Origin of the sequence: Thalassoglobus sp. JC818, assembly GCF_040717535.1 — a bacterium.
Classification (GTDB): domain Bacteria; phylum Planctomycetota; class Planctomycetia; order Planctomycetales; family Planctomycetaceae; genus Thalassoglobus.
In genome coordinates, this window is record NZ_JBFEFI010000001.1 from 1023809 (window position 1) to 1048970 (window position 25162).

Here is a 25162-nt window from a genome sequence, read left to right on the forward strand (position 1 = left end):
ACGCAGAACTTCGACGCGCTCCTTGATCTCATCGGCAAATGCAAATGGCACGTTGGCGAATGACGCGGAACAGATCGTTCTCGTGAGTGTGATGGGTTGCGTTCTGAGTCGTGATCAGAGATTTTCCGCACTGGCGAGGAAACATCGATTTCAGGACAATCCCACTCGCCGAGAGCTTCAGCGTTCGCAATGAAAAGCCGGGACGGATGTCCGACAACATGAAACGGGAATGGAATGTCCGGCGTAATCATTGATGATCTTTTACTGATCCTGACAGCGGGACTGATTGCCGGACTCATTTGTCGACGAATCCAGCTGTCGGTCCTGGTTGGATATCTCCTTGTCGGTGCCTGCCTCGGCGAAGGGGGACTTCGCTGGATTCACGACGAACACCATCAGCTCGAATACTTGGCGGAAGCGGGCGTGTTCCTGCTGCTCTTTGCGATCGGTCTGGAGTTCTCGCTCGACGAACTTCTTAAGTTGGGCACCAACCTTCTGATCGGGGGTGGAGTGCAAATGCTCCTGGTGGCCGTTCCGGTCATCGCCTTTCTCGTCTCGATTGGAATGGGATGGTCGAGCGCGCTGATTATCGGCCCTGCGGTCGCTTTCAGTTCGACGGTTCTGGTCTTCAAAGCCTTGTCAGAACGGGGAGAAGTGAGTCAGCCGCACGGACGCAGAGCGATTGGAATTCTCCTCTTTCAAGACATGGCTCTGATTCCGTTGCTGTTGATGGTCCCGTTACTGACCGGCGAAGGAGAACCGCCGGGACTCTTTGATTACGTGCAGCTTGCGTTGAAATCTCTCTGCTTTGTGCTTGGAATCGTTGGACTCAGAAGGTTGCTGGGAGAATTCGTGATTCCGGGACTCGCCAGATTTCGGAGTCCGGATCTGGTTGTGCTCTTCACTCTCGTTTCGCTCGGCGGACTCGCTCTCGTCGCATACCTGCTCGGACTTCCCCCGGCGATTGGCGCCTTTGCAGCCGGGTTGGTTTTCAACGGAAACCGATGGTCGAAGCAGATTGATGCACTCGTCCTTCCGTTTCGAGAAACATTCTCCGCGATCTTCTTCACGAGTCTCGGGCTCTTTTTCGATCCTCGATTCCTGATCGACGAACCAGTCGTAACCGCACTCATGCTGGTCGGGCTCATCGCTTTGAAAGCCTTAGCAGCCACGATTGCACTGAAACTCACCGGTCTGAGTTGGCAGAAGTCCGCCGGGATGGGAATCGGCCTGGCTCACATCGGGGAATTTGCATTCGTCCTCACGCTTCTCGGTCGTGAAGCGGGGGTTGTCACCGTGAGCGATTATCGACGACTGGTGACATTGGCGATTTGCTCATTGATTGTCACTCCGATGTTGTTATCGCTGGGACTTCGTCGGACGAAGGACACAGCGACTTCGGTCGACACTGAACGTGAAGAGGAAGTCGTTCTGGGAACACAACGTCGGGCGATCGTGGTTGGTGCCGGTCCGATTGGGAAACAAGTGACCTCTCGACTGGAAACAATGGGACATGATGTCTGCCTCGTCGACCTGAGTGCCATCAACCTCTATCCATTTGCCCAGCTTGGATTTCGAACCGTTGCGGGAGACGCAACTCAGGCGGAAATTCTGGAACTCGCACTCGTTCGCGAAACCGGGTTGATTGTGGTGTGTGTCCCATCGGACGAGATGTCGACTCAAATCGTCCAGATGGTCAGAAAGCTCAATAGCGATTGTTTTGTGCTTGTCCGCTGCCGCTATCAGGGTACAGTTTCCAAGCTTAAGAAAGTGGGTGCTGAGCGAGTCGTCAGCGAAGAAGTGCTCGCCAGCCTCGCGTTGCTTGACGCTCTGGAGAAAGCATCGAGTCAGCAATTGACTCCGCCGACGGAACATCCATCTGCGTGAATGTGGACAATTTTTCAGACTTCTGAAAATGGCTCTTCCAGAAGAGTGACTGGACGAGATAGAACAGACTCCTTCTCAGTTCCAGAATTGAACTGCCGGATTGCCCCGCCTACCCGAATGGGACGTTCTCACTGTGTGGCCCCTCGAAACTGCCAAGAGAAACATCATCATCGCTGGCTGCCTGGGGATGGCCTATACCCAGCTGACCCTGTCAGCGGCAGCGATCGACTATGTCCGAGAACTTGGTGGAACCGGTCTACACGTTGGCATCTTGAATGCGATTCCGGTCGCGCTTCTGGGATTTCAGTTTCTGGCGGCCATCATCGCCAATCACCTCAACTACCGTCGATCGTTGTGGGTGGTTTGTTCGCTCTTTCAACGTGCGTTTCTGATTCCGATCGTCTTCGGACCAATCATTTGGCCGGAACTCGGAGACACGACGTGGATCTGGATTTTCCTCGCTGCGATTACTTGTAACCAGGCGCTGCAACACTTTTGTGCTCCGCTCTGGCTGTCGTGGATGGGAGACTATTTGCCCCACTACGACCTGAATACCTATTGGGGGCATCGTCAAAGATGGTTGCAGTGGTCGGCAGCGGGATCGTTGTGTGTGGCTGCTCTGCTCCTCTCTCAAGCAGACCTCGGAGTCCGTATCGGGTATCCCGTCCTCGCTGCTGGAGCGGGAATTCTGGGACTGATCGACGTTTTGATCTTCCTGAAAGTCGACGAACCTCCGGTAACGAAACTTCCTCAACCACGTCTCCGAACTGTCCTGCTGGCCCCATTTCGCCATCGCGGTTTCCGATCCTTCATCGGATTCATGTGCTTCTGGCACTTTGCGACAATGATCGGGGCAGCTTTCATCAGCCTCTATCTCCTCGATCATGTTGGGATGAGTCTGCATGCGGTGCTGGCACTTTGGACCTGGTCCTGGATCGGCGGAGCACTGACAGCCAGCTGGCTTGGCCGACTGAGCAATCACTTTGGCAACAAGCCACTGCTCGTTCTGTGTGTGATCTGCAAGACGATCAACATGATCGCTCTGCTCGCCATCCCCCAAGACCCAACGACCGCTTTCTACATTCTGGTGCCGGTCTTTATGGTCGATGCAGCCCTGAATGCTGGATTCGCAATCGCGACGAATGGATTCCTGCTTAAGAATTCGCCAGCGGAGAACCGGACGATGTTTATCGCGTCTGGCACTGCGATGGCAGGGATTGTGGGTGGGATCACAGCGACCATCGTCGGAGCGATCCTTTCACTCAATCAAGGCTGGTCCGTGTCGCTCGGAGGGCATCTTTTCACGGGATACCACGTCTGTTTTGCGGTCAGCCTGCTTCTGCGAGTTGCTGCGATTCCGATCGTTTCGCGGATTCATGAACCTACTTCGCACGACACGATTCAGGTCGTGACATCGCTGATCGGAGTAACACCGCTGCGAATGATTCGATATCCGGCAGGTCTTTATCGCACGATGTTCGTGAAACCTCGAACTGTTCGACCGAAGCAAACGGAAGCTCGACCCGAACCGACAAAGACATCCCCTCCGAACTGATCGAAGGGGAGCATTTTGACCACTCAGTACCAGTCAAATTCAGCGAATTTGACCATCTCCATAAGCGACGTATTTGTAGCTTGTCAGTTCTTTCAGACCGCACGGTCCGCGTGCATGGAACTTGTCTGTGCTGATTCCAATTTCTGCCCCAAGCCCGAATTCGCCTCCGTCATTGAACCGGGTGCTGGCATTCACCAGCACAGCTGCGGAATCGACTTCACTGGTGAACCGGCGTGCGGAATTGAAATTTGTGGTCACAATCACATCAGTATGATGTGATCCGTATTCGTTGATGTGCTCGATGGCTTCATCGATGCTGTTGACGACTTTTGCTGAGATTTTGAGATCAAGATATTCAGTCCGGTAGTCTTCTTCGGTCGCCACGAGTGCTTCGGGAATAATGGATCGGACACGATCATCGCTTCGAATTTCGACGCCCTTTTCCAACAAGGCTGGCCCAGCCAGTTTGAGAAACTCGTCGGCGATTTCTTCGTGAACGAGAAAAGACTCGGCCGCGTTACAGACTCCGGTTCGATGACATTTGCTGTTGATGAGGATATCCCGCGCAACCTGCAGATCTGCGGACCGGTCGACGTAAACGTGACAGACTCCGTCGAAGTGCTTGATCACCGGCATCGTTGCTTCTTGCGTGACACGCTCGATCAACGATTTGCCACCGCGTGGAATGGCGACGTCGATACTTTCATGACACTTGAGAAACGCTCCCACGGCAGCCCGATCGGTCGTTTCGACAAGTTGGACAGCATGTTGGGGAAGACCGCATTCACCCAGTGTTTCGGAGAGGAGCCGGTAGAATGCCATGTTGCTGTGAAAGGCTTCTTTTCCCCCACGCAAGATCACCGCATTTCCACTTTTCACGCAGAGGGCGGCTGCGTCGACAGTGACGTTTGGGCGTGATTCATAGATGAAGAAAACCACTCCCAGCGGGACGCGAACTTTCGTGACCAGCAATCCGTTCGGACGCGGATTGCTGTCGATAATTTCGCCGATTGGATCGGGAAGCTGAGCGACCTCTTCGAGCGCCTGTGCGATCCCTTCCAGCCGCTCGGGCGTGAGGCGCAACCGGTCAATCTGGGCACTTGTCAGCCCAAATTCTGGAGCTTTGGCGATGTCGCGCTCGTTTTCTGCGAGGAGAGCAGATTCCTGACTTCGAATTCTTTCCGCAGAGAGACGAAGCCAGTCGTTCTTCCGTCCGCCAGTTGTTGTCACGAGGGCACGCGAGGCTGCCTTCGCCTGATGTGCGACTTGGGAGACGTATTCTTCAAGGTTATCGTTCATGTTTCCATTCTTACTGATCTCGAACGCGAGTTCAAACTGTGGCGAACCGACTCAGTATTGGTGAGATGCATCGAAAGATTTGGATCTTTTGCCGTTCAAATGACCTCGCACGAGCTCTCTTGTCGTGAACACCAATTGAGAGAGAAGTGACACTGAAGCTTGAAAACTGTCGGGAGTCCGCCGAAGTGATCTCAAACTAGAGATTGTGAGGCTCGAACATGGTTCGCTGCTTTTTCGCGATTCCGCGAGTCGCGTGGCGTGCTTCCCGGTAGAGAAATTCCTGTGCGCGACATTCCGGATCATCATCCGATTTTTCGTAAGTGTACGAACCATCAGGCTGGAGCGTCGCTGCTTTCACGTTGTCTCGTTCAAAGACTCGCATGATGTGGATGAGACGCTGGCGGCATTTCGGGTCTTCGACCGGGACGAGTAGTTCTTTTCGATGATCGAGATTTCGCGGCATCCAGTCTGCGCTGGAGATGTAGACCTTCGGATCTCCCCCGTGATGCACGTAAATAATGCGGGCGTGCTCGAGAAATCTGTCGACAATACTCGTCACGCGAATGTTCTCACTCATTCCCGGAACTCCCGGTTTCAAGCAGCAGATTCCACGGATGTTGAGAAAGATTTTCACACCGGCCTGTGAAGCTTTGTAAAGCGACTCAATCAAAACAGTGTCCGTGAGCGCATTCAGCTTCACCTTGATTCTGGCATTCTGTCCGTTCGCTGCCCGCTCCGCTTCGGCATCGATCATTTCTTTGATCGCACTCCGCAGAAGCAATGGAGCTGTTTCGATTTTGCGGTAAACATGCGGCGGTTGAGAATATCCGGAGATCGCGTTGAAGAAGGCGATCGCGTCCACACCGAGGTCTTCGTCAGTTGTGAACAAAGAGACATCGCTGTAAATCTTCGCGGTCGACTCGTTGTAGTTTCCGGTCCCGAAGTGCACGTATCGCTGAATTCCTTCCGGCTCTCGACGGACGATGATGCACACCTTAGCGTGAGTCTTCAGCCCCTTCACCCCGTGAATCACCTGTGCACCGATCGATTCCAGTTCGCGGGCCTGATTGAGGTTTCGCTCTTCGTCGAAACGGGCTTTCAACTCAAGTAGAACCGTGACATGTTTGCCGTTGTCGACAGCTCGCTTAAGTGCTCGAATGATCGGGCTGTTGCGACTGATTCGGTAAAGGGTCTGCTTAATCGCGATCACATCGGGATCGGCAGCTGCTTCATCAATGAGTCGCACGACCGGTTCAAAGCTTTCATACGGATGAAAGAGCATGACGTCCCGCTGGGAGATGACGTCAAACATTGTCTCTTCGGCAGGGATGTCAGGAGAGTTCAGCGGGGGCCACGGTTCGTATTGATGCTGTTCAAATCCGCTGCGAGTGGCGAGTTCCATGAATGCTCCCAAGTCGAGTGGACCGGAAAGCTTCACGAGTTGATCCGGTTCGATATCGACTTCGGAAATGAGAAACTCAACCATCTCCGATGACACGGATGCATCGATCTCGACACGAATACAATCTGCCCGCGTGCGCGCTCGCAACACGTCCGCCATATTCACAGCGAGTCCGTGCGGCGTCAGTTCCTGCACTTCAACATCGGCGTTGCGAGTCAGACGGAACGGCTGACACTCGACAATCGTTTCCCCCGGGAAGAAGTCTTCAATAAATCGCGAGACGACATCTTCCAAAAGCATGTAAACATGGTTCGAGTTGCCCTCACCCGGCAGTGAATAGAATCTTGACAGCGTTCTTCCAAACGGAATCACCGCGTAACGTTCCTGCGAATCGTCAGAAGGATCCTGCTTTCCGCCGCTCTCGATGCCGAGTTCTTCACCCAACTTGTCATCCGGCGTCTCGATCGGTGCGAGCCGGACACACATCGCCATCATCTGATTGGCCAGCAGTGGGAACGGGTTACCTCGCCCGACAGCCATGGGAGTGAGAACCGACAGGACTTCGCGATCGAAAATCTGACGGAGATGATCTTCCTGTTCGGAATTCAGCAACTCATCCTTAACGCCCTGCACTCCTGCATCATGCAGAGCTGGAACAAGCTCATTCAAAAAACAATCGTATTGATCGCGAATGATCTGGTCGACGCGTTCGCGGACCGCGGCTAGCTGCTGATGTGGAGAGAGTCCGGACGGAGCCACAGACGTCGACTTTGACTCAATCAGCGTTGTGAGCGCTCCGACACGAACGCGGAAGAATTCATCAAGATTCGAACTCGTGATCGCGAGAAACTTCAGTCGTTCGAACAGGGGGACTTCGTCGTTCAGTGCTTCGTTGAGTACCCGTTGATTGAATTCCAGCCAACTCAATTCACGATCGAAAAATTTTGTCTCGCTCATCAACCTGTCCCTTTCACGAACTCACGCACAGCGTTCCACGTTGTGCCCCTCACACGGGTGAGATTAGACCATTTTCGCAGCCTCTCTGCACTCACCTGAATGCGTTTCTTTCAGTGAATCACGCGTTTACTCGTGCGAAATTCTGCGACGGAGAGATTGAGATGCCCGTCCGGTGTGAATCTTTCTGAAAAGTTAAGATTTCCGCGATTCTTCACCCTCTTCACGACAAGACTCCAATCGATCGTTCGATTGACTCCAACTACCTCAAAAAATCTCCTATGATATCCATCTACCAATTCCGATTGGTCATCCCAAATCACCAGTCGTTGATGTCCCGCCTGATTGAAGAGCTACTCTTATGATTTACCGAATTTCGAAAACGAATCTGATGATCATCGCTGCGATGATGATCCTGTTCGCTTCGAAGAACTTGTCCGCCGAAGAGAATCTGGCAATTCTTCCCTCGCAAGTTTCGCTCGACGGCCCTGAATCTTCCGCTCAGCTTCTCGTCCAGGAAAAGAACGGAGAAACTCTCGGCCGGCAAATTTCCGAAGAGATTGAGTGGTCCGTGGCTGACGAATCGGTCGTGACCGTCTCGCGAAGAGGAAAGCTCACTCCGCACGCTGATGGCAAGACAACCGTCACAGTGAAGTCTGGTGGACACTCTGCTTCCATTCCCGTCGAAGTTTCGGGAATGATGTCAGACTTTCGATGGAGCTTCCGAAACGACGTTCTGCCTATTCTGACGAAATCTGGCTGCAACATGGGTTCTTGCCACGGAGCACTCGCTGGCAAGGGAGGCTTTCGGCTTTCACTGCACGGCTACGATGCAGAGACCGACCACTTCAACATTACGAAGCAGGATCGTGGCCGCCGAGTCGAATTCCAGGACCCAGGGCGAAGCTTATTGCTGGCCAAACCAACAGGTGCGATGCCTCACAAAGGGGGCCTGCGAATCGACACCGATTCGCGGGACTACAGAATTCTCTCTGAATGGATTGCATCCGGCGCGACCGCGCCGAGTCAAGACGATCCGATGATCGAGACGATCGAAGTCATCCCGTCTCGCGTACAACTCCGTCCCGGTGAGCAACAACAACTCTTAGGCGAAGCACACTATCACAACGGGACCGAGCGTGATGTCACCCAGTGGGTTAAGTGGACTTCGACCAACGAAGCAGTCTGCACTGTCGACCAAACCGGACGAGTTGAAATTGTCGGACCCGGCGAAGGTGCCATCGTCGGCTGGTTCTCTTCGAAAATTTCCGTCGCACGGATCACCGTGCCGTACGACAACAAACTTCCAGCTGACACGTTTGCCAATCTGAGTGCACGCAATTTCATTGACAAACATGTGAATGAACAGCTCGCGAGACTCAACCTGCCTCCATCACCTCAATGCGATGACATGACGTTCATTCGACGTGTCTATCTCGACACCATCGGGCTTCCACCCACGACCGAAGAGGTCCAGAAATTTCTCGCCAACACAGGCGAAACCAAACGGGACGACGTCATTGAACACCTGCTTGAACGTCCGGAATTTGTGGACTACTGGAGCTACAAATGGTCAGACGTGTTGATGCTGAACGGAACTTTGCTCCGCCCTCAAGCAGTGAAGACTTACTACGAATGGATTCATGCACACGTCGCCAACAACACTCCCTGGGATCAACTCGTCACCGAAATCCTGACTGCGACCGGAAGCACATTCCAGAACGGTGCGACGAATTTTTATTCTCTCTACCAGACGCCGGAAGATATGACCGAGAATGCCTGTCAGGCATTTATGGGGCTGAGTATCGGATGTGCGAAATGCCATAACCACCCGCTCGAAAAATGGACGAACGACCAGTACTACGGGATGGCGAATCTCTTCTCACGCGTCAAAGCCAAAGGTTGGGGTGGTGACTCACGAAATGGGGATGGACTCCGCACGGTCTTCGTCAGCGACCGCGGAGAACTCGTTCAACCGCGAACCGGTCAACCTCAGCCGCCGACCCCGCTCGATGGAGAACCGATTCCGTTCGAGAAAACGGAAGATCGACGAGTTCCACTCGCTGAGTGGATGACGTCGCCTGAAAATCCGTACTTCGCAAAATCGATCACGAATCGCGTCTGGGCAAACTACTTCGGAGTTGGACTCGTTGAATCGGTGGACGACATGCGATCGTCGAACCCCGCCAGCAATGAAGAGCTTCTAGCCGCAGCAGCCCAGTATCTCGTCGATGAACAGTTCAATCTCAAGTCACTGATGCGGCAGATCCTGCAATCGAATACGTATCAGCGATCAAGTCTCCCTGTGGAAGGCAACGAAGCTGACACCCGTTTTTATTCCCGCTACTTCCCCAGACGGCTGATTGCAGAAGTCATTCACGATTCCATCGTGCAGGCGGTCGACGTGCCGACCAAGTTCGATTTCATTGGCTTTCCCGGTGCAGACCGGCAAGCAACTGACTTCTACCCTCTCGGAACGCGAGCCATTCAACTCTATGATTCTGCCGTTGAGTCCTATTTCCTGAAGACCTTTGGACGCAACACACGCAACATTGTTTGTGAGTGTGAACGGTCCAATGAGCCCAGCATGGTTCAGGTTCTGCACATGTCGAACGGATCGACGATCAACGAAAAACTCCAGATGACTGAAAGTCGAGTTCAGTCGCTGTACGCTCAACTTCAAAATGGAATGTCGGTCGACACGTTGATTGACAACGTCTATCTCTGCTGTTTGTCGCGTTATCCTCAGCCCAAAGAACGCTCGGCATTCGTTGTCATTTTCCAGGATGCTCCAGCTGAGGAACAACGAGCCATCATCGAAGACCTTTTCTGGGCACTTCTGACGAGCCGAGAATTTGTGTTCAACCATTAAAGCTTCGTCCAATTCGTTCCCGTCGAGCGCGGAACGAAGTACAGCACAATTTCCATCGCGTCGTGATTTGACTTGTCGCTTCCCTCATCCACTCTGGATCACTCAATAATGTCTATGAACCGCCGAAACTTTCTGAAGTCGTCGATTGCTACCACTGCGACGGTCGGATTCGGAGCCCCGTATCTGCACGGGATGTCGAAGCCCAAAACTTACCGCACGGCTTTAATCGGTTCAGGGTGGTGGGGAACGAACATCCTCAAAGAAGCGATTCAAGCGGGTCAATCAAAGGTGGTGGCCCTCTGCGATGTTGATCTGGCGCAGGCCGAAGTTTGTGCGGATGAAATCTCAGCAATGACCGCCGATGAACCGAATCTCTATCAGGACTACCGCGAGATGTTTGATCAGGAAGAGATCGACATCGTCATCATTGCCACTCCCGATCACTGGCATGCGTTGAATACAATTGCTGCCCTCGAACATGGAGCTCACGTTTTCGTCGAGAAACCGACCGGCCATACTGTCAAGGAAAGTCGCGCGATCGTCAACGTGGCGGAGCAAACCGATCGAGTCGTTCAAGTCGGACTGCATCGCCGAATTGGACCACACCATGTTTCAGGCATGGAATTTCTGAAGTCGGGCGAGGTGGGAGACATCGGCATGGTCCGCATGTTCGTCCACGGAGGAGGAGGACAGGAATCGCCGACTCCCAACAGCACCCCGCCGCGTGATCTCGACTGGGATTTGTATTGCGGTCCCGCGCCGCTTCGACCGTTCAACAGAAAGATCCATCCGGGGGGATTTCGTAACTTCCTCGATTACGCAAACGGAACTCTGGGAGACTGGGGAGTTCACTGGCTCGACCAAGTTCTATGGTGGACAGACGAGAAAGCTCCCAAGCGAATTTACTCAACCGGCGGGCGTCCCATCGCTGGTCCTGCAGTTTTGAATGATGAGGAACAAACAACTGACGCTCCCGATCATCAGACAGCTGTGTATGAGTTCGAGAGTTTCACTGCCACATGGGAACATCATCGCTTCGGCGGCAGAGGTGCGGACCGACATCCTTTCGGGTGTTTCTTCTATGGCACCAAAGGTGTCTTTCACATGGGCTGGCGTGATGGTTGGACCTTCTACCCAGCCAAAAACGGCGACCAACCGATTCACACTCCTCCACAATTCGACAACGAGAAAGATGGGCACAACGTCCCGCCGCTCTGGCGAGACTTCCTTTCCTGTATTGAAACCGGCAATACTCCCGTCGCTAACGCAGAAGTTGGTCACCTCGCCACGAACCTGTCGTTGCTGGGAATGATCTCTTACAAGACCGGTCGCAGCCTCGACTGGGATGGAGAGCACGAGAAAATCCTCAACGATGAGGAAGCGAACTCGATGCTCCGCCGCGAGTACCGTGGAAGCTGGTCGTACCCAACCGCTTGAACCAGTTCTGAACCGCAAACTGCAATCTCAGCGCACCGTTCAACATAAGAAGGGTGTTTCACTGACTGCAGCAAATCCACGAACATGGTTTTACGCCGATCCATTCAATCTGCACGAACGCGGAGTTTCTGATAATGGCGAGTTTGTTGTCGAAGCGATATCGAAACCATCGGTCTCCCGTTCACGATGTTCAACTCGTGCTTGTGTTCGTTTTATTGGTGCTGCTTACTGTCCCGAAATATGCGACCGCTCAAGCAATCACGGAAACGCCAGAAACGACAAACACGTCCTCTTCGCAGTACTGCGAAATTCAGTTCTTAGACGCTGAAACAGATCGCCCGATTCCGCTGATCACAGCCACAACGACTCACGGAGTTCGCTACGTTTCCGACAACCAGGGACGTATTGCGTACTACGAACCGGGTCACGATGGGCAGACGGTTTTCTTTGAACTCGAAACGCACGGCTATCGAGTTCCAGTCGATGGATTCGGCACGAAAGGAGTTCGCGTAAAAATCAAAGCTGGCGCGAGTCGAACGATTCGCCTCAGGCGAGACAACATCGCCGAGCGTCTCTATCGGAACACCGGCGCCGATCTACTCCGCGATTCCATTCTTCTCGAAAAGACTTCGGAAGTTCCATCATCCCCGGCGAAGTCTGGTGTCGTCGGACAAGATTCGGTTCAGGTCGCTAAGTTTCAGAATCAACTCTATTGGTTCTGGGGAGACACTTCCCGGTTATCGTATCCGCTTGGAATGTTTCGAACCGCCGGAGCCACATCTCCTCTTCCCGAACAGGCGAGCTGGTCCCCTGATCAAGGGATCGAACTGACGTACTTCGAAAACGAATCGGGATTCGTCCGACCGATGGTGAAATTCGACGACCCAGAAGGAGTGGTCTGGATCGAAGGAGTCTGCGTTGTCAAAGATCACAAAGAGACTGAAAAACTCGTCGCTTCATTTTCACAGCGGCGAGACCTTGCTAATGAAATCGCACATGGAATGCTGACCTTTGATTCTGAGGAACAGGTTTTTCGAAGAACAACGTCTCTCAGCAAAAATCAGCGATGGCAGCTTCTCAAAAATCATCCAGTTCAAGTGAACACAGACGGAAAGGAATGGCTTTACTCCGGAATTCCAATCCCCGTCACCCGTGTCCCGGCCAGTTATGAATCGGTCATGAATCCGAACGCATATGAATCCTGGTCATGTATCGACACGTCCTCTGATTCGGAAAAGCCCCAGCCACGACGGAATCAAAAAGGCAAACTGGACTGGCAATGGCAAAACAGCCCGCCAGTGAATTCGCAAATGGAATCCGAATGGCTTGAGAACGGACAAATCACCGCGAACGAAGCATGGTATCTACCTGAGGACGCCTACAAGCCCGGTCGACGAATTCGTCTTCATACCGGGTCCGTGTACTGGAATGAGTTTCGTGGACAATGGGTGATGATCGCCAGTGAGTTTAGCACTCGGCCAAATGCTCCGTCCCACCTCGGAGAAATCTGGTACTCAGAAGCCCTTCGTCCGGAAGGTCCGTACAAGCATGCAATCAAAATCCTGACGCATCACCGCCAGTCTTTCTACAACAGCTGCCAGCACCCATTCTTAAGTGAAGATTCTGGTCGCGTGATTTACTTCGAAGGCACGTACACCAACATGTTTACATCGGCGCCAGCTACGCCGAGATATAACTACAATCAAATCATGTACCGGTTAGATCTACAGGATCCGCAGATCGAAAACGTCTTCGGTCCTCCAGCCGGTTAGCGAATCATAATGCTCAACAACTTCCAGAGACTGTCCATGAAATCATCGACATTGATTCTACTCGTTGCGATGACCTGCTTCGCAGCTGCCCCTCGATCCAGTCATGCAGCTGTGACTTCGATTGCCGAGATTCACCAAGTCCTGCATCACGGCGACCTCGATGCGGAGACCGCCAAGCAGATCGCAGACTATGTTCGCAATCGTTACAAGGGACAAGATCTCTCGAAGGGAACGCATCGTGTGCTCATTCAGAGGACCGAAAACGGCGGAGGTATCGCGTTATGGGCTCTCGAAGCTCCCGTAACTGATGATGTCTCCATCGTCGCTGAAAAGAATCGTCGATGGCAAATGCGTCGACTTCCCGATACCGGATTGTGGGTCTGGGCAGAAGAGTTCCCGAATTTTTCTTCGGTCCACTTTCGCTTTGATGTCAACGGAAAACGAATTGGTGGGGGACGAGAAGGACGCTTCGGATTCGAAAGCTACGAGTGGCTTCCAGAGAGTCTCGAACAGCCAGGAACACCCCAAGGCACGCTCACACAGATGCCGACGCACACGGGAAAAACTCAGTTTCCTGGAGTGAAACGCGACTGGTGGATTTATGTTCCCGCTCAGTATGAAGCCAATCCTGACAAACCTGCCAAGCTCATCGTCTTCAATGACGGAGGGGGGTTTATCCGTGGGGAAGGCAACGCCTGCACCGTGCTCGACAATCTCATTCACCTTCGCAAAATCCCCGTGATGATCGCTGTCTTTGTCAATCCTGGCACCATGCCCAGTGGCGGGAGTAATCGAAGCAATGAATACGATACCTGCACTCCTCGTTTTGCAACTTTCCTTGATGAAGAAATTCTTCCCGTCGTTCGAGAGAAGTACACCATTTCTGACGACCCCTGGGATTACGCCATTTGTGGAAGTTCCTCGGGGGCCAGTTGTGCCTTCACTGCCGCCTGGCACCGCAACGATCTCTTTCGCCGCGTTGTTAGCTTTGTTGGAAGCTATTGCGATTTCCGAAGGACCTCGGACTACCCCGAGTATGGCGACCAACATGTGCTTAACGGAAACGAATTTGGCCCGTGGAAGACAGCCCATGACTACCCTGCTCTTATTCGGAAGACGGACCCGCGCAAGCAGATCAAAGTCTTTCTGCAGGATGGCGAAAACGATCTCGATAACCAGCTTGGAAACTGGTTCGAAAACAATCAGCGGATGGCTTCTGCGCTGAATTACGGAGGCTACGACTACTGGTTCGTTGCTGGTCAGGGAATGCATTCGAAGAAGCATGGAATGTCGCTTCTTCCGCAAATTCTCGTCTGGCTCTGGGCAGACTCCGATGGCCAACATTCATCGCCAACGACTGAGTGAACCAATTCTTCTAACGTAGGTTCTGAATTCGCTGACCGTCCAACTTTGCACGGATGGTTTTGATTTCGTCATCAACGTTTTCGAAATGGTCCGCCCAATCAGTCGACTCTAACAGGCGAAGTGTTTCCTGAGCTTCGTCGAGTGCACCCGAAGCGATCTGTGTATTGGCGAGTCCAATCAAGCCTGCCGGATCGTTTCGGCTAAGTTCAATAACGCGTTCCCAATGCCGAATCGCTTCTGCCCAGCGTTGTAGTTTCACTCGATACTCGGCCAAACGCTGATGAGTCGCTGAGCCGTTCGGATCCGATTCGACGATGGATGTCGCTGCCCGTTCAGCAAGCAGTGAATTAACTCCTGGATAGTGAACGAGGTCAATATAGGCTTCCAAGTCATGACGATTTCGCTCGATACGAACGAGACGTTGTTGTATCGCAGCTTCGCGATCGCCAGTCGCATCGAACGCTTCGACAAGCAGTGTTTGAATTTCATCGTCCTCTGATGACAATTCTTCCGCGAGTTTCAGTTGCCGAACGGCCTTCGAATACTGCTTTCGCTGAAGCCAGACTCTTCCAATTTCCTTACGAATCAAAGGACTGTCTGCTCCTGAATCATCAGCCCGTCGATCAAGTTCTTCAACAACAACATCGAGATCGGAGAGTTCCGCGATGGTCGTACGAAGATTTTCGATGGCAGCGTCACGATTGTTCTGATTGCGCCCCCAACTGACCACTGCTCCGCTGGCTGCATCGAGTGCTTTCAACGGTTCATCACGTCGAAGATAGACCTTCGACAAATCTCGATAATACTCCGAAAGAACTCCATTCCCGATCCCTCGATCGGGCTGTGAACGCTGATGGAGCGCGATCGCTGCCTCATAGAACTGAGCAGCAAGTTTGTGACTGCCGACTTCGGTGAAAACGTTCGCGAGTGCAATCATGTTCTGCTCGATCCATCGCCCCTGACGATGAAAGTGTTCCTGAGCTTCAGTGAGCAGAGTCTCTGTCTCCAGCCATTCGCCAATGCGAGCATGTGCGCGAATCTGCTGCACCCACAGGCTGACGTCGTCCGGAAACTCCTTTCGAAGTTCTTTCAAGAACGGAATCGATTCGCGGTACTGGTCGACAGCGTGAAGGTTGTCAACCAGTTTTCGAAATCCGGCTTGATCAAGTAATCCTCGCTCAGCAGCGGCGCTAAGAGTTAAAGCTGCTGCATCGCGTTGATTGAGGCCTTCAAACAAATACACTGAGATATAGAGAATTGTCCGCGGAGACTCGCTTCGTTCTCGCAACACTTGCTGCGCCATGCGAGCAAAGTCATCGGATTTTTCTGACCAGTAATGTGCATAGTATCGGTGAAAAATGAATTGATACGGAGATCGCTGCTGAATTAATTCTGTTCGCAGTTGATCGAGGGCAATTTTAAGAAGACGCTGTTCAAGAAGTGTAATTCGTTTACGTTCGCCCTCTCCCGATTTGCGGCTTGTCTCTTCACGCAAACTCGCAAGTTTTGCCCCGAACACATTCCACGGGTCTTGCCTGTAGAAGATGAGCGACTCGGGAAACTCGTCGAATCGGTCAAGAAGAAACTCAAGTGCTACAGCTGGATGGACCGAGTTTGAAAGGTCTTCGGCGACCTTATTGATGACGCCTGAATCATTCGATTCGAATGGACCAAGGAGTTTCGGGAGTTCGTGATTGGCCCAGTTTTCGAATCTTGTAACCACGTCCTCGTTGAATGTTCTGGAACGATGGCAGAGATAAACGAAGGTGTTTGAGATTTTGAGCAAGATTTCTCGCTGTTCGCGATCACCTGCCCGAGCAACGAGGTTCCCAAGTCTATCGAGTACTGCATGCGATAACTCTTCACCTTCTCCGAGGCTCACGCGAGCGTTTTGGCGAAGTGCGTGGTCGTAGAGTTCTGTCAGATATTCTTCGTAGACCCATTGTTGAGTCTGGCTGTCGAGTGCGTTCCGCTGCTTGAGGACGAACTGCTCCGCTGCGTAGAACTGCCCAACCTCTTCCAGGAGTTGTGCATAAGATCGGACGAGCCCATTCGACTGAAATGGAATGAACCCTCCGTGGCTGATTGCCAGTTCATCGAGTGCGTTCTCGAAGAACCGCAGAGCACCGTCTTTGTCGCTCGATTGCTGAAAACGGAAAGTCGCATAGATTCTGGCAATCTCCGCACGTTCGTGAGTGCCGATCGCGGAGTCTTCATAAAGGCTGAGAAGTTGTGATTCACGCGTTTCGTGAACGTGACGAAGGTCAGCATTGATCGCGCGATTTTCGAGAGTTTCAAATTGCGAGAGGAAATTCGCGTACTGCAAGCGTTCGCCCTTTTCCCAGTCATGTTGAAACGCTCTTTGTAGCGCCGCTGCGGCAGACCTTGCGTGCGACCCCGGTTGATTCGGAACGGTCGCTGCTTTCCCTTCGATCATCGCTTCCATCAGGTCCAGTGCTCTCAAGTCCAGGCTCAACGATCTCTGGTTGCTGTCAGCACCTCGAGGAACGACACCGCTTTGAATTTGTTGCTGCAACTTCTGTAAGTGCGCGATCATTTCATCTGCAGCAGCTTCTTCCTGGAGTTGGTTCAACATGATGTTTCGGAAACTCTGCAACCCCTGATAGACCCGGTGTTGTGTCGTCCCAAGAATTGAATCGGGAACGAACTTGAGGATGCGGAAGTCACGGGTGAACGCGTAAAGCTGTGATAGATGACCGTAGTAAGAGCCTGCCGATCCCGACTTCTCCGTCAAAGCCTGAATACACAACAATGTGTCATCGTCGATCGAAGTGGTCGACTGTCCACTCTGAAGCTGACGAGTTGCATTGTTCAGTTCACGCAACAATTCGTTCTCGGACATCGCCCAATACGAATCGAAACGCGTCTTGCGGGAGAGTTCTTTTTCATCGGCAAGTAAGTACCAATCACTCAGCAATCGCAGTTCACTTGCCGTCAGTTCACCGCTTGCCTGAATTGATTCATAGCGTTGAATCGCAGCATCAATCTCTCCCTGCTCTGCATGCAATAGAGCCAGATGACGATCCCAATCGTTCCCGGGAATGCTGGCTGACCATTGCTTGAGTTCAGTGACTAATTCTTGAGGACGATCGAAAACAATCAGCAGTTGGAACTTCAGTTGCTTCCACGGTGTGGTTAGGTCAGCGGCTGGTTCCTGTTCATCGGAATCTTCATCTCGCTGATCCTGCTCTTCGATTGCCTGATCAATTTGACGATTGACGAACGACAGAAGTGTCTGAACCTGCGCATCGGTCGTCGACTTGTGAAGCGACAGTGAAATCACCGTATGCAACGCGCGCTCTCGCAGCAGGAGGTCGTTCCATCGATTCCACACCTCTTCATTCGTCTCCGTCGACTCATCGAAGTCCGTCGCTAAAGAGTCGAGGTATTCGCGGTCATTAATGAATTCCCAGCACTTGGTGAGCGATGCGTCGAGCTTTTCGCCGAGGAAACCGTTCAGGCGAATCTGTTCCAGTTCGACCCATTCATAAAGCACCGAGTTTTCCGATTGAAGCTTCTCGCCGAGTCGACTCAAGCTTAAAGCGAGTCCTCTGTATGAATTTTCGACAGCTTGCTGCTGTTGTTCAGCAAGTTCACTGCGTGTCAGTTCCTGAAGGTCACCGCGATCCTGATTTTGGGATTGTTCCTTCAGAATCCGGTTCTGGATCATGGCATCGACGCAACGCTTCAATGCTGGAACTTGAGTTTGAATCTTGGCTGGCAGCGCCGCATCGTTCGCAGCGAGATCTTTCCAGACTGCGAAAGCTTCGTCCTCAATATCCTGTGTCCACGCTTTCGTCAGAAGCGAATCGAAGAATTGATTTCGTATTTGGTTTCGGTAGTCCGCTGGTCCGGAGGAAATCCGTTCTCGGAAAAATTCCACGGATTCATTCGGGAAATGTCCGTCCAGCAACTTCTGCAACGCCTCACCGAGTCGATAGCGATCCGACTGTCGAGATTCGGAGTTCCAGCGTTTGTAGCTGTGATTTCTGATCGTCTGCCATTCTTCGTCGGTGATCTGCCGGATTTCGATTCTGTCATCACCGTCAATAACAAGAAGTCGCCAGCGCTCGAGATATGTCTGAAACTGTAACCACTGATCAAGCGCAAGCCCGTCGTCCGCGAGCATTCGCTGAAGGACTTCCCATCGGAAACGGTCTCCTTCATCGGTCTCCGAAAATGATCCGGCTGTTGCAATTGCATGAACAATCGGTTGCCGGTCAGCATGATCGAGGCAGTACGTGGCAGTTCGCAAGAGTTCCGGCAACCACTTGTTGTCCATTCCATTCGCCCGATTGAGGCCGTGCCCTCCGCCGAATGCGAATTGGATTGCAGCGTCGACTTTTCTCCGATCAAGTAGCGACAGTTCGCCTTCCTGACGAGCAATGGCGAGCCAGTCTCGGACGAGATTCTCCGCGTCCTCAATCTGTTCGAGCGAGATTTTCGCTGCGAGATAACGTGCATAGACACTCGTTGGAGTCGATTCCACGTTCATCCATTGCTCGAGAAACGCCAGCAGCTCCGTTTTCTTCCCCGTATTCGACAACAGGTCTGCATACGTTTCACGAAGACGAATGAGTTCCCATTCCTGCCAATGGTCTCCAAGTTCGATTCGTTCCGTGAGAAACTGCTCCGCTTCGCTTTGTTGACCGCTTCGTACCAATAGTTGTGAGTGTGCGATCTGTAGATCGACGTTTTCCGGATACTCTTCTGTCAATTTCCGAGACAGAGCCAGTTCTTCTCCGCCCTGATCCGTCCGATTGAGCACTGCCTGCCACCGCTCATACCAATCGAGCATCGCATAATGAGAGTCCGGTTGATGGGCGAAATTTGGACGAACGTTTTCGACGACCGGGCGATACGGAGGCCAGCCGATGATTGGATAGACCTCGGCGAGAGCATGTCTGACTCGATCAAGTTCGCCGACCGGTCGTATTCCCTGTTCCGTGCTTGCTGTCTCACCCAATTGCTTCAGGATCTCAACAAGCGTTTGCCGAGCGTCTTCCCGTCGACCGGAACTCTTTTCGATTGAAATTCGGAGCCATCTGCTTCCATTCTGATCAACAGCGAGTTGTTCGAGGGACCGGAGATGTTCGAAGACTTGAGCCCAGCGTTGCGTCGTTCCGTAATGACACAACATGACGAATTGATCTTCAGCTGTGCCTTTCCCCTCTTGAATGGCAGTCCGCGCGGCGGAAACTTTGGGAAGCGGTAGCGACAGCTCCAGAACATTTTTTCGGCCTTGCATCACTTCTTCGAGTTGCGATTCGAAATCGAACCGCTCAAGTCCAGAGATTTCGTAGCTCGTCACTGCGAGGGGATGCTCCGGCTGAGATGGGACGGAAGATTCCACTTCCGTTGCCCACCAGCGATCGGCAATCAACACGAAGTTTCGGAATTCGACTCTTAACTCCACGACGCCGTCGCGAATCCGTTCCCAGTTCAGAAGAACCTTCTTTTGCGGGTCGATTTCATATTTCAGAATCAGCAGTTCAGTCGGATGAGTCAGCTGAAGAGTCTTGAACTCTTCCGACTCCGACGTGACTTCGGCCGTCCAGTCACGGTACTCCCGCGAGAGTCTCGTCAGTGAATAGTCCTGAAGCGGAAGTGGAATTCCTTCCTCGAACTCGTCAGGGATTTCGAGTTTCTGCCCGAGATGCAGAGCATGCGAGAAGACTCCGAGTGTCGTTCCACTTTTCCAGTTGACCACTGCTTCCTGATTGACTCCGCTCTTCAGAGAAGCCCAGGCATCGGGAGACCAGACGACGGTGGATTCACTCTTTGGAACGAGGCGATCAAAGCGGTCATCCCAAGTTCGAGCGCTCTGTTTGACTTGGATGCCGCCGTTCAACGCCTGGAGCGCGTCAATTCTGAGCAGGCTGTCCGTAAGTTCAATGGCTTCGTCAGACCATGTTCGACTTTCTTCAGCCGGAGCAGTTTCACTCTTGGCAATGTCAAGCTGTGGGAAGAGACGGATCCACGGCAGTTGAGATTGCTGCGGTCGACGGAATCCATTGTCGAAATACAAACTCTCTCCGAGAAGCGATTCGGACCACCCTCGTGACAATATTTGAGGACGCACAAACAGGCTGATTTGGGCGAGACTCTCAGATCGTACGCCTGATCCACCTCTTCCAGCATATCCGTCGTAATCATCGACAAACTGAAATCTCGTTCCAGCGTAGAGCCCCTGTTGTCGCAGTGCTGGAAGCTGGACTCCTCTTGATGAATCAAGAGGGATGCCCTTGTCGAGTGATCGTCCATTGAGATTGTCGAACCATTGAGTGTGGTCTCGTAGAATGAAGTCCTCTCGACCTCTACTCGGCTTGAAATCATAAAATCCGCTACGGTCTTCATATCGTTCACTCGTCCGTCCAAAGTGTTCCTGTCCCAATTTCGATTCGAACAGCTCCACGTTCTGAAAATCCCAGGTCTCTTGCCTGGAGAAACGCATTCCGAACATCAAGTCTGAACGTCGGGAGTTCTCATACGATCTCGTCGCTCCCCAGTAAGTCTGATTCTCAGGGAGCCCAAGCAATCGACCTGAGCGGACTCTTGTTCCGAGGTATTCATCGAACGAAGCTCCTTCGAGCGCGTTCTGCGAAAAGACATCGAAGTTTTCATTGCCTCGCCCGTATTGGCTTAAGGACTGCTGAAACTGCCGCATTAATCCCAGCCGCCAGCTGCCGGCGGTCTGCATCTGCTTTTGCTTCAACTCCTCATTTGCGGCAGTCTTTCCGTCAGCAAAAAAGCGTTCGCCATCGCGCATCCCGAATCGCTTTTTCACTCCGAAGCGTTCGCGATCTTCGTCCGTTTCGAGGACAAGCAAGGACGTGTACGGCGTGATGATGTGAAACTCTTCCGACAGTGCGATCACTTCGTCCTGAATCTGTTGAGTTGTTCCCTGTTGCAGGAGATGATCGAGGTGAGCCCGAGCCCACAATCGGGGAATGAATGAGTTTCCGTCTTCGCTGGGGTCGATTTGAATGCGAGCTACATAACGAACAGGTTGGCCATCTTGCGTTCCCGTGACGATCACCTGACCGAGTTGCATTTCTTGAGTTGGAAGAAATCGACCAACAATCGTTTGCTGAGTTCCCAGTGGAACATTGGGGAGCGACTCAGGATAAACACCTGCGACTCGCACACCTTGAAAATCGACCTCAACGTTTTTCAGTCCTGGTGAAGTCAGTTCCTGCAGTAGATCCAAAGCCGCACGTCTCGCTGTCACCTCGCCCGAAATCTGACGCATCGACCCGGAGCCGATTCGACTCAGCCCCGAAAGAACTGTCGACTCATACGTTGAGCCCAGACTGACCGCGTGAAATGCTGGCAGGTCGCCCGGTTGGTTTCGCGAACGATCTTGAGGGAAGTGTTTCTCAACGAGTCGATTCGCACGCTGCGCAAACTCGGCCGGATCGCTCTGATGTGTTGCCACGATTCCGTCGCCGAGATAGATGACCTGCGACTTGGCAGATGCTCGTTGCAGCACAGAATCCATTGCCCGTTCGAGATCTGTCCATCCTAAAGAGACTCTCTCTTCAAGCTGCTCTTCAAGGACGTCCATCAGTTGATCATCTGGAGTCTGAAACCCTTCGGTGATCCAATCGGTCGTAACGTCTGTCGTGGCGACCTGCACTCGATCTTCTTCTCCGAGAGCTCCAAGCAACGTGCGGACGAAATCCAATTGCCGCGTTCTCATCACCTCGTCGATCGAACCGGATGTGTCACAGAGCAGAATGATCTCAATCGGTTCGGAGTTTCCAACAACAGAACGGGTCCATTCACCGCCAATGTCTGGAGGCATGAGCTGTAGTAGAAAGTATCCATCTTCCCCGCGACGATGTGGAATCATGATGACGTCGTTCTCGCGCTGACTGACATCGCACACGACCTCAAAATCTGACTGAGGACGGTATTCCTGACTGCTGAATTCCAGTTCTGCGGAGTGTTCTGTGAGCGTCGTGCGACACGGATGCGTCGGACAATCGACAGCACTAAGAGGAACTCGAGAGTGAATCAGGCAACGGATACTCAAGTCGCGAACCGGGTTCTTTTGCAGAAGTTCACTTCGTAATCCGTAGCTGTAACGAAAACGATCTCCCTGAAGCGGCAAGACTTGGGTGTAAGTGATTTTGATGCGTTTTTCCGAATGCGGTTCGATCGGAAAAACCCGAGCCTGAAAGACGTTCCCACCGGTCCACTCCAGAAGCCCCGGATCACGTTTCTCTCGGAGAATGGTTTCGTAGATCTCTCTGGCTCGCTGTTTTTCAACGATGTCCGCTTCAATCAGTTCTCCATGAATCCACATGCCGAACCCGCTGATCGAAGCATCTTGCGGCAGCGGGAAACGGAACTTCCCTTCAAGGCGGGAGTCGGTGTGATTCACGAAGGTCTCTTCAATCGTCGTTCGAGCGATTTGATCTCGAATTTCGACCGATACGTGATGTTCCCCGATGGTCAGTGGTGTCGACCGTCCATCAACCTCGACAATCAGTTCTCCAACCGAATCCGCTGCTTCCGTTCCTTCGTAACCAGCCAACCAATTCGGTGTGGAAGTGACCTCGACGAGCGAGTTCGTTCGATCAACTCGGAACAGATGTTTTCCAACCTCATTGACGGTGGTCTTCTCGCGATCCGGGCCAATGACCGCAATTTCGGGGCTGTTCGAGTCGAGATGAGAGACTTGTAGCCATCCGGAAACCACACGAACCTGGGATTCTGAAACTAACTCGATGAGCGTACCCGGTCCGAGAATGAGTTTGTTTCCGGAAGTCATTTCGAGAGTGACTGCGTTGGCTCCTCGAACTTCAGTTCGGCACCAGTCCCCGACCCGCAAAGTGATGTCGTTGACGATCGGTGTCCAACGCTGATTGCCTAATGGACGGATTGAGACGAGCCCCTGAAAATCGGTCAGCGTCCCAATCCGATCTTCTTCCTTGAGATGCACCGGCACGCGAAACCGGTCTTCATCAACCGGCACATTGCGATGCAAAAGTGTCAGTTCCCCGATTGGCAATCTCGTCGACGGACTTCCCCATTCCCGGAGCACGAGTCCCTTGAGGGCATTCGATTCTGTATCGACATAGATCTGCAATCGCAGCGATTCTCCCTGATCCTTGATCAACGTACGAAAGACACGACACTCCGTCCCAGCGTACGAATCGAAGCCTTCCGGTTGCGCTTTCAGTTCTCGTACGCGATCGGAAAGTGGCACTCCCAGAAGCGAAAGAACATCGACTCTGCCATCGTCTCGCTGCCACGGATTCCGAGACACGTTGGTGACGACTGGTTCTTCGTCGGAAGCTTTGACTTGCCAGAGCCTTGATCCACGTGCAATCCGATATTGAAGCGGCGAGTCCTGCCAACGAACGCGACTCGACTCCGAAATGAGAACTTTGGCGATGTCGTTACCTTTTCGGACAGTCAGCTCCAGCGACTCTGCCTGATCGAGTTCTTCAATAACTTCTCCCACCGTGAGAAGCGACGCCTGAGTGCTGGAAGTCGTTGCAAACCAACCGATGACAATTGCCATCGCTGTCGTCGCTGCGAGAAGAAGGGTTCTCATGGAGCTTGTCCACTTTGGCTGGGGCACCGATTCGTGAATCGAAAGGGAAGCAGTTCGCACAGACCGTTCACTCGGAACGTCGCCCGAGTGAATATCTTTGAAAGACTGGCTGGCGATTTGCCGTATTTCGCTGAGGCGTTGGAGATCGACATCAGCGGTCGAGATTTCAAGACTTCCCAGCAGCTCTTCAAATTGTCGGTCTTCATCTGAGGAAGACGAATCGTTTTCATCTCGATGATTCGGGAGTGACGAGTCAGTCATTTGATTGCCCTCCTCTTTCCTCGACTCGAAGATATGCCTGCTGGAATTCCGCTCGAGCACGTCTCAACTTTGAACGGATGGAATTCGAAGATCCGCTGAACAATTCCTGAAGCTCCTGAACACTGCGTCGATCCATGTAACGTGCCATCAGCAGTGCTGCGTATTCGCTGGATATTTCACCCAGCACCATCCGGACTCGCTCGGCAACTTCACTCTGTTGAAGAGCTGCGACCGGGTTTTCAGACAACTCATCTGCTTGGGCGATCATCGAGACATGTCGGACGACCGCAGGTTCTTTCTCCCGGCGGTGTCGTGCTTTCCTGCGAAAGTGGTCCGCAACCTGCCGATGGGCGATTCCCGTCAACCATTGCCAGACGGTGCCGATCTGATTGTCGTAGTGATCGATCCCTTTGATCGCCGCCAGAAAGACTTCCTGAACGACCTCAGCGACCGTTTCTCCGGGTTCACCAAGCAGTCGGGCGACATACTTCCAAACCCTGACCGAATGTCGATCGTAGAGTGACTCCCAGGCACTCTGATCACCGGAACGCACGCGCGCAACGAGATCGTTTTCATGAGACTGAGCGAGGCTGGGCGTCTGGTTCTTCAAATGGCCGTCCATGCAATCTTTGCGGGCGGTGTGACGGAAGTTTGAAGTGACTTCTTCCGTACCTACAGAGAATTACGAACTCGACGCTTGAGAGTGTCGCGGAATTCCAAAAAAGAGACCGGAATTCACGAAACGGCCCGCATTAAAGAAGCGAACTCC

General features: G+C 52.7%; 10 protein-coding genes. 6 read left to right on the plus strand and 4 right to left on the minus strand.

Translation table 11 applies throughout. From position 1 onward, the window contains the following. Positions 1 to 234 precede the first annotated feature (234 nt). Both AB1L42_RS03680 and AB1L42_RS03685 read left to right on the plus strand, forming a co-directional pair. Positions 235 to 1887: a cation:proton antiporter gene (locus AB1L42_RS03680; RefSeq protein ID WP_367051318.1), complete on the plus strand. Its 1653-nt coding sequence runs from the start codon at positions 235 to 237 to the stop codon at positions 1885 to 1887. A 100-nt stretch (positions 1888 to 1987) separates the two neighbouring features. Continuing rightward, on the plus strand, positions 1988 to 3442 hold the full coding sequence (locus AB1L42_RS03685) for an MFS transporter (protein WP_367051321.1): 1455 nt from the start codon (positions 1988 to 1990) through the stop codon (positions 3440 to 3442). A 39-nt stretch (positions 3443 to 3481) separates the two neighbouring features. Here the strand turns inward: AB1L42_RS03685 and AB1L42_RS03690 are convergent, their stop codons facing one another. After that, on the minus strand, positions 3482 to 4741 hold the full coding sequence (locus AB1L42_RS03690; RefSeq protein WP_367051324.1) for a glutamate-5-semialdehyde dehydrogenase: 1260 nt from the start codon (positions 4739 to 4741) through the stop codon (positions 3482 to 3484). A 196-nt stretch (positions 4742 to 4937) separates the two neighbouring features. After that, positions 4938 to 7100 (minus strand): polyphosphate kinase 1, encoded by a 2163-nt coding sequence (gene ppk1, locus AB1L42_RS03695; protein ID WP_367051327.1) that lies wholly within the window; start codon positions 7098 to 7100, stop codon positions 4938 to 4940. A gap of 358 nt (positions 7101 to 7458) precedes the next feature. On the opposite strand from ppk1, the gene AB1L42_RS03700 reads away from it, so the two are divergent. The 4 genes from AB1L42_RS03700 to AB1L42_RS03715 all read left to right on the plus strand — a co-directional run bounded on the left by AB1L42_RS03700 (position 7459) and on the right by AB1L42_RS03715 (position 14543). Beyond that, the gene (locus tag AB1L42_RS03700) at positions 7459 to 9969 is read left to right on the plus strand and encodes a DUF1549 domain-containing protein (protein WP_367051329.1); all 2511 of its coding nucleotides are present in this window, start codon (positions 7459 to 7461) and stop codon (positions 9967 to 9969) included. A gap of 108 nt (positions 9970 to 10077) precedes the next feature. Continuing rightward, on the plus strand, positions 10078 to 11406 hold the full coding sequence (locus AB1L42_RS03705; RefSeq protein ID WP_367051331.1) for a Gfo/Idh/MocA family oxidoreductase: 1329 nt from the start codon (positions 10078 to 10080) through the stop codon (positions 11404 to 11406). A 134-nt stretch (positions 11407 to 11540) separates the two neighbouring features. Next, positions 11541 to 13178 carry a hypothetical protein gene (locus AB1L42_RS03710; protein ID WP_367051333.1) on the plus strand — a complete coding sequence of 546 codons (1638 nt, stop codon included), beginning with the start codon at positions 11541 to 11543 and terminating at the stop codon, positions 13176 to 13178. Between the two features lie 36 nt (positions 13179 to 13214). Then, positions 13215 to 14543, plus strand: coding sequence for an alpha/beta hydrolase-fold protein (locus AB1L42_RS03715; RefSeq protein WP_367051335.1), 1329 nt, complete (start codon positions 13215 to 13217; stop codon positions 14541 to 14543). Between the two features lie 10 nt (positions 14544 to 14553). Here AB1L42_RS03715 and AB1L42_RS03720 read toward each other — a convergent pair whose 3' ends face one another. Together AB1L42_RS03720 and AB1L42_RS03725 are read right to left on the minus strand one after the other, a co-directional pair. After that, entirely contained in the window at positions 14554 to 24393 is a 9840-nt protein-coding gene (locus tag AB1L42_RS03720) for a VIT domain-containing protein (protein ID WP_367051337.1), read from the minus strand. Then, positions 24386 to 25015: a sigma-70 family RNA polymerase sigma factor gene (locus AB1L42_RS03725; protein ID WP_367051339.1), complete on the minus strand. Its 630-nt coding sequence runs from the start codon at positions 25013 to 25015 to the stop codon at positions 24386 to 24388. The genes AB1L42_RS03720 and AB1L42_RS03725 overlap by 8 nt, the downstream gene beginning before the upstream one ends. Positions 25016 to 25162 lie beyond the last annotated feature (147 nt).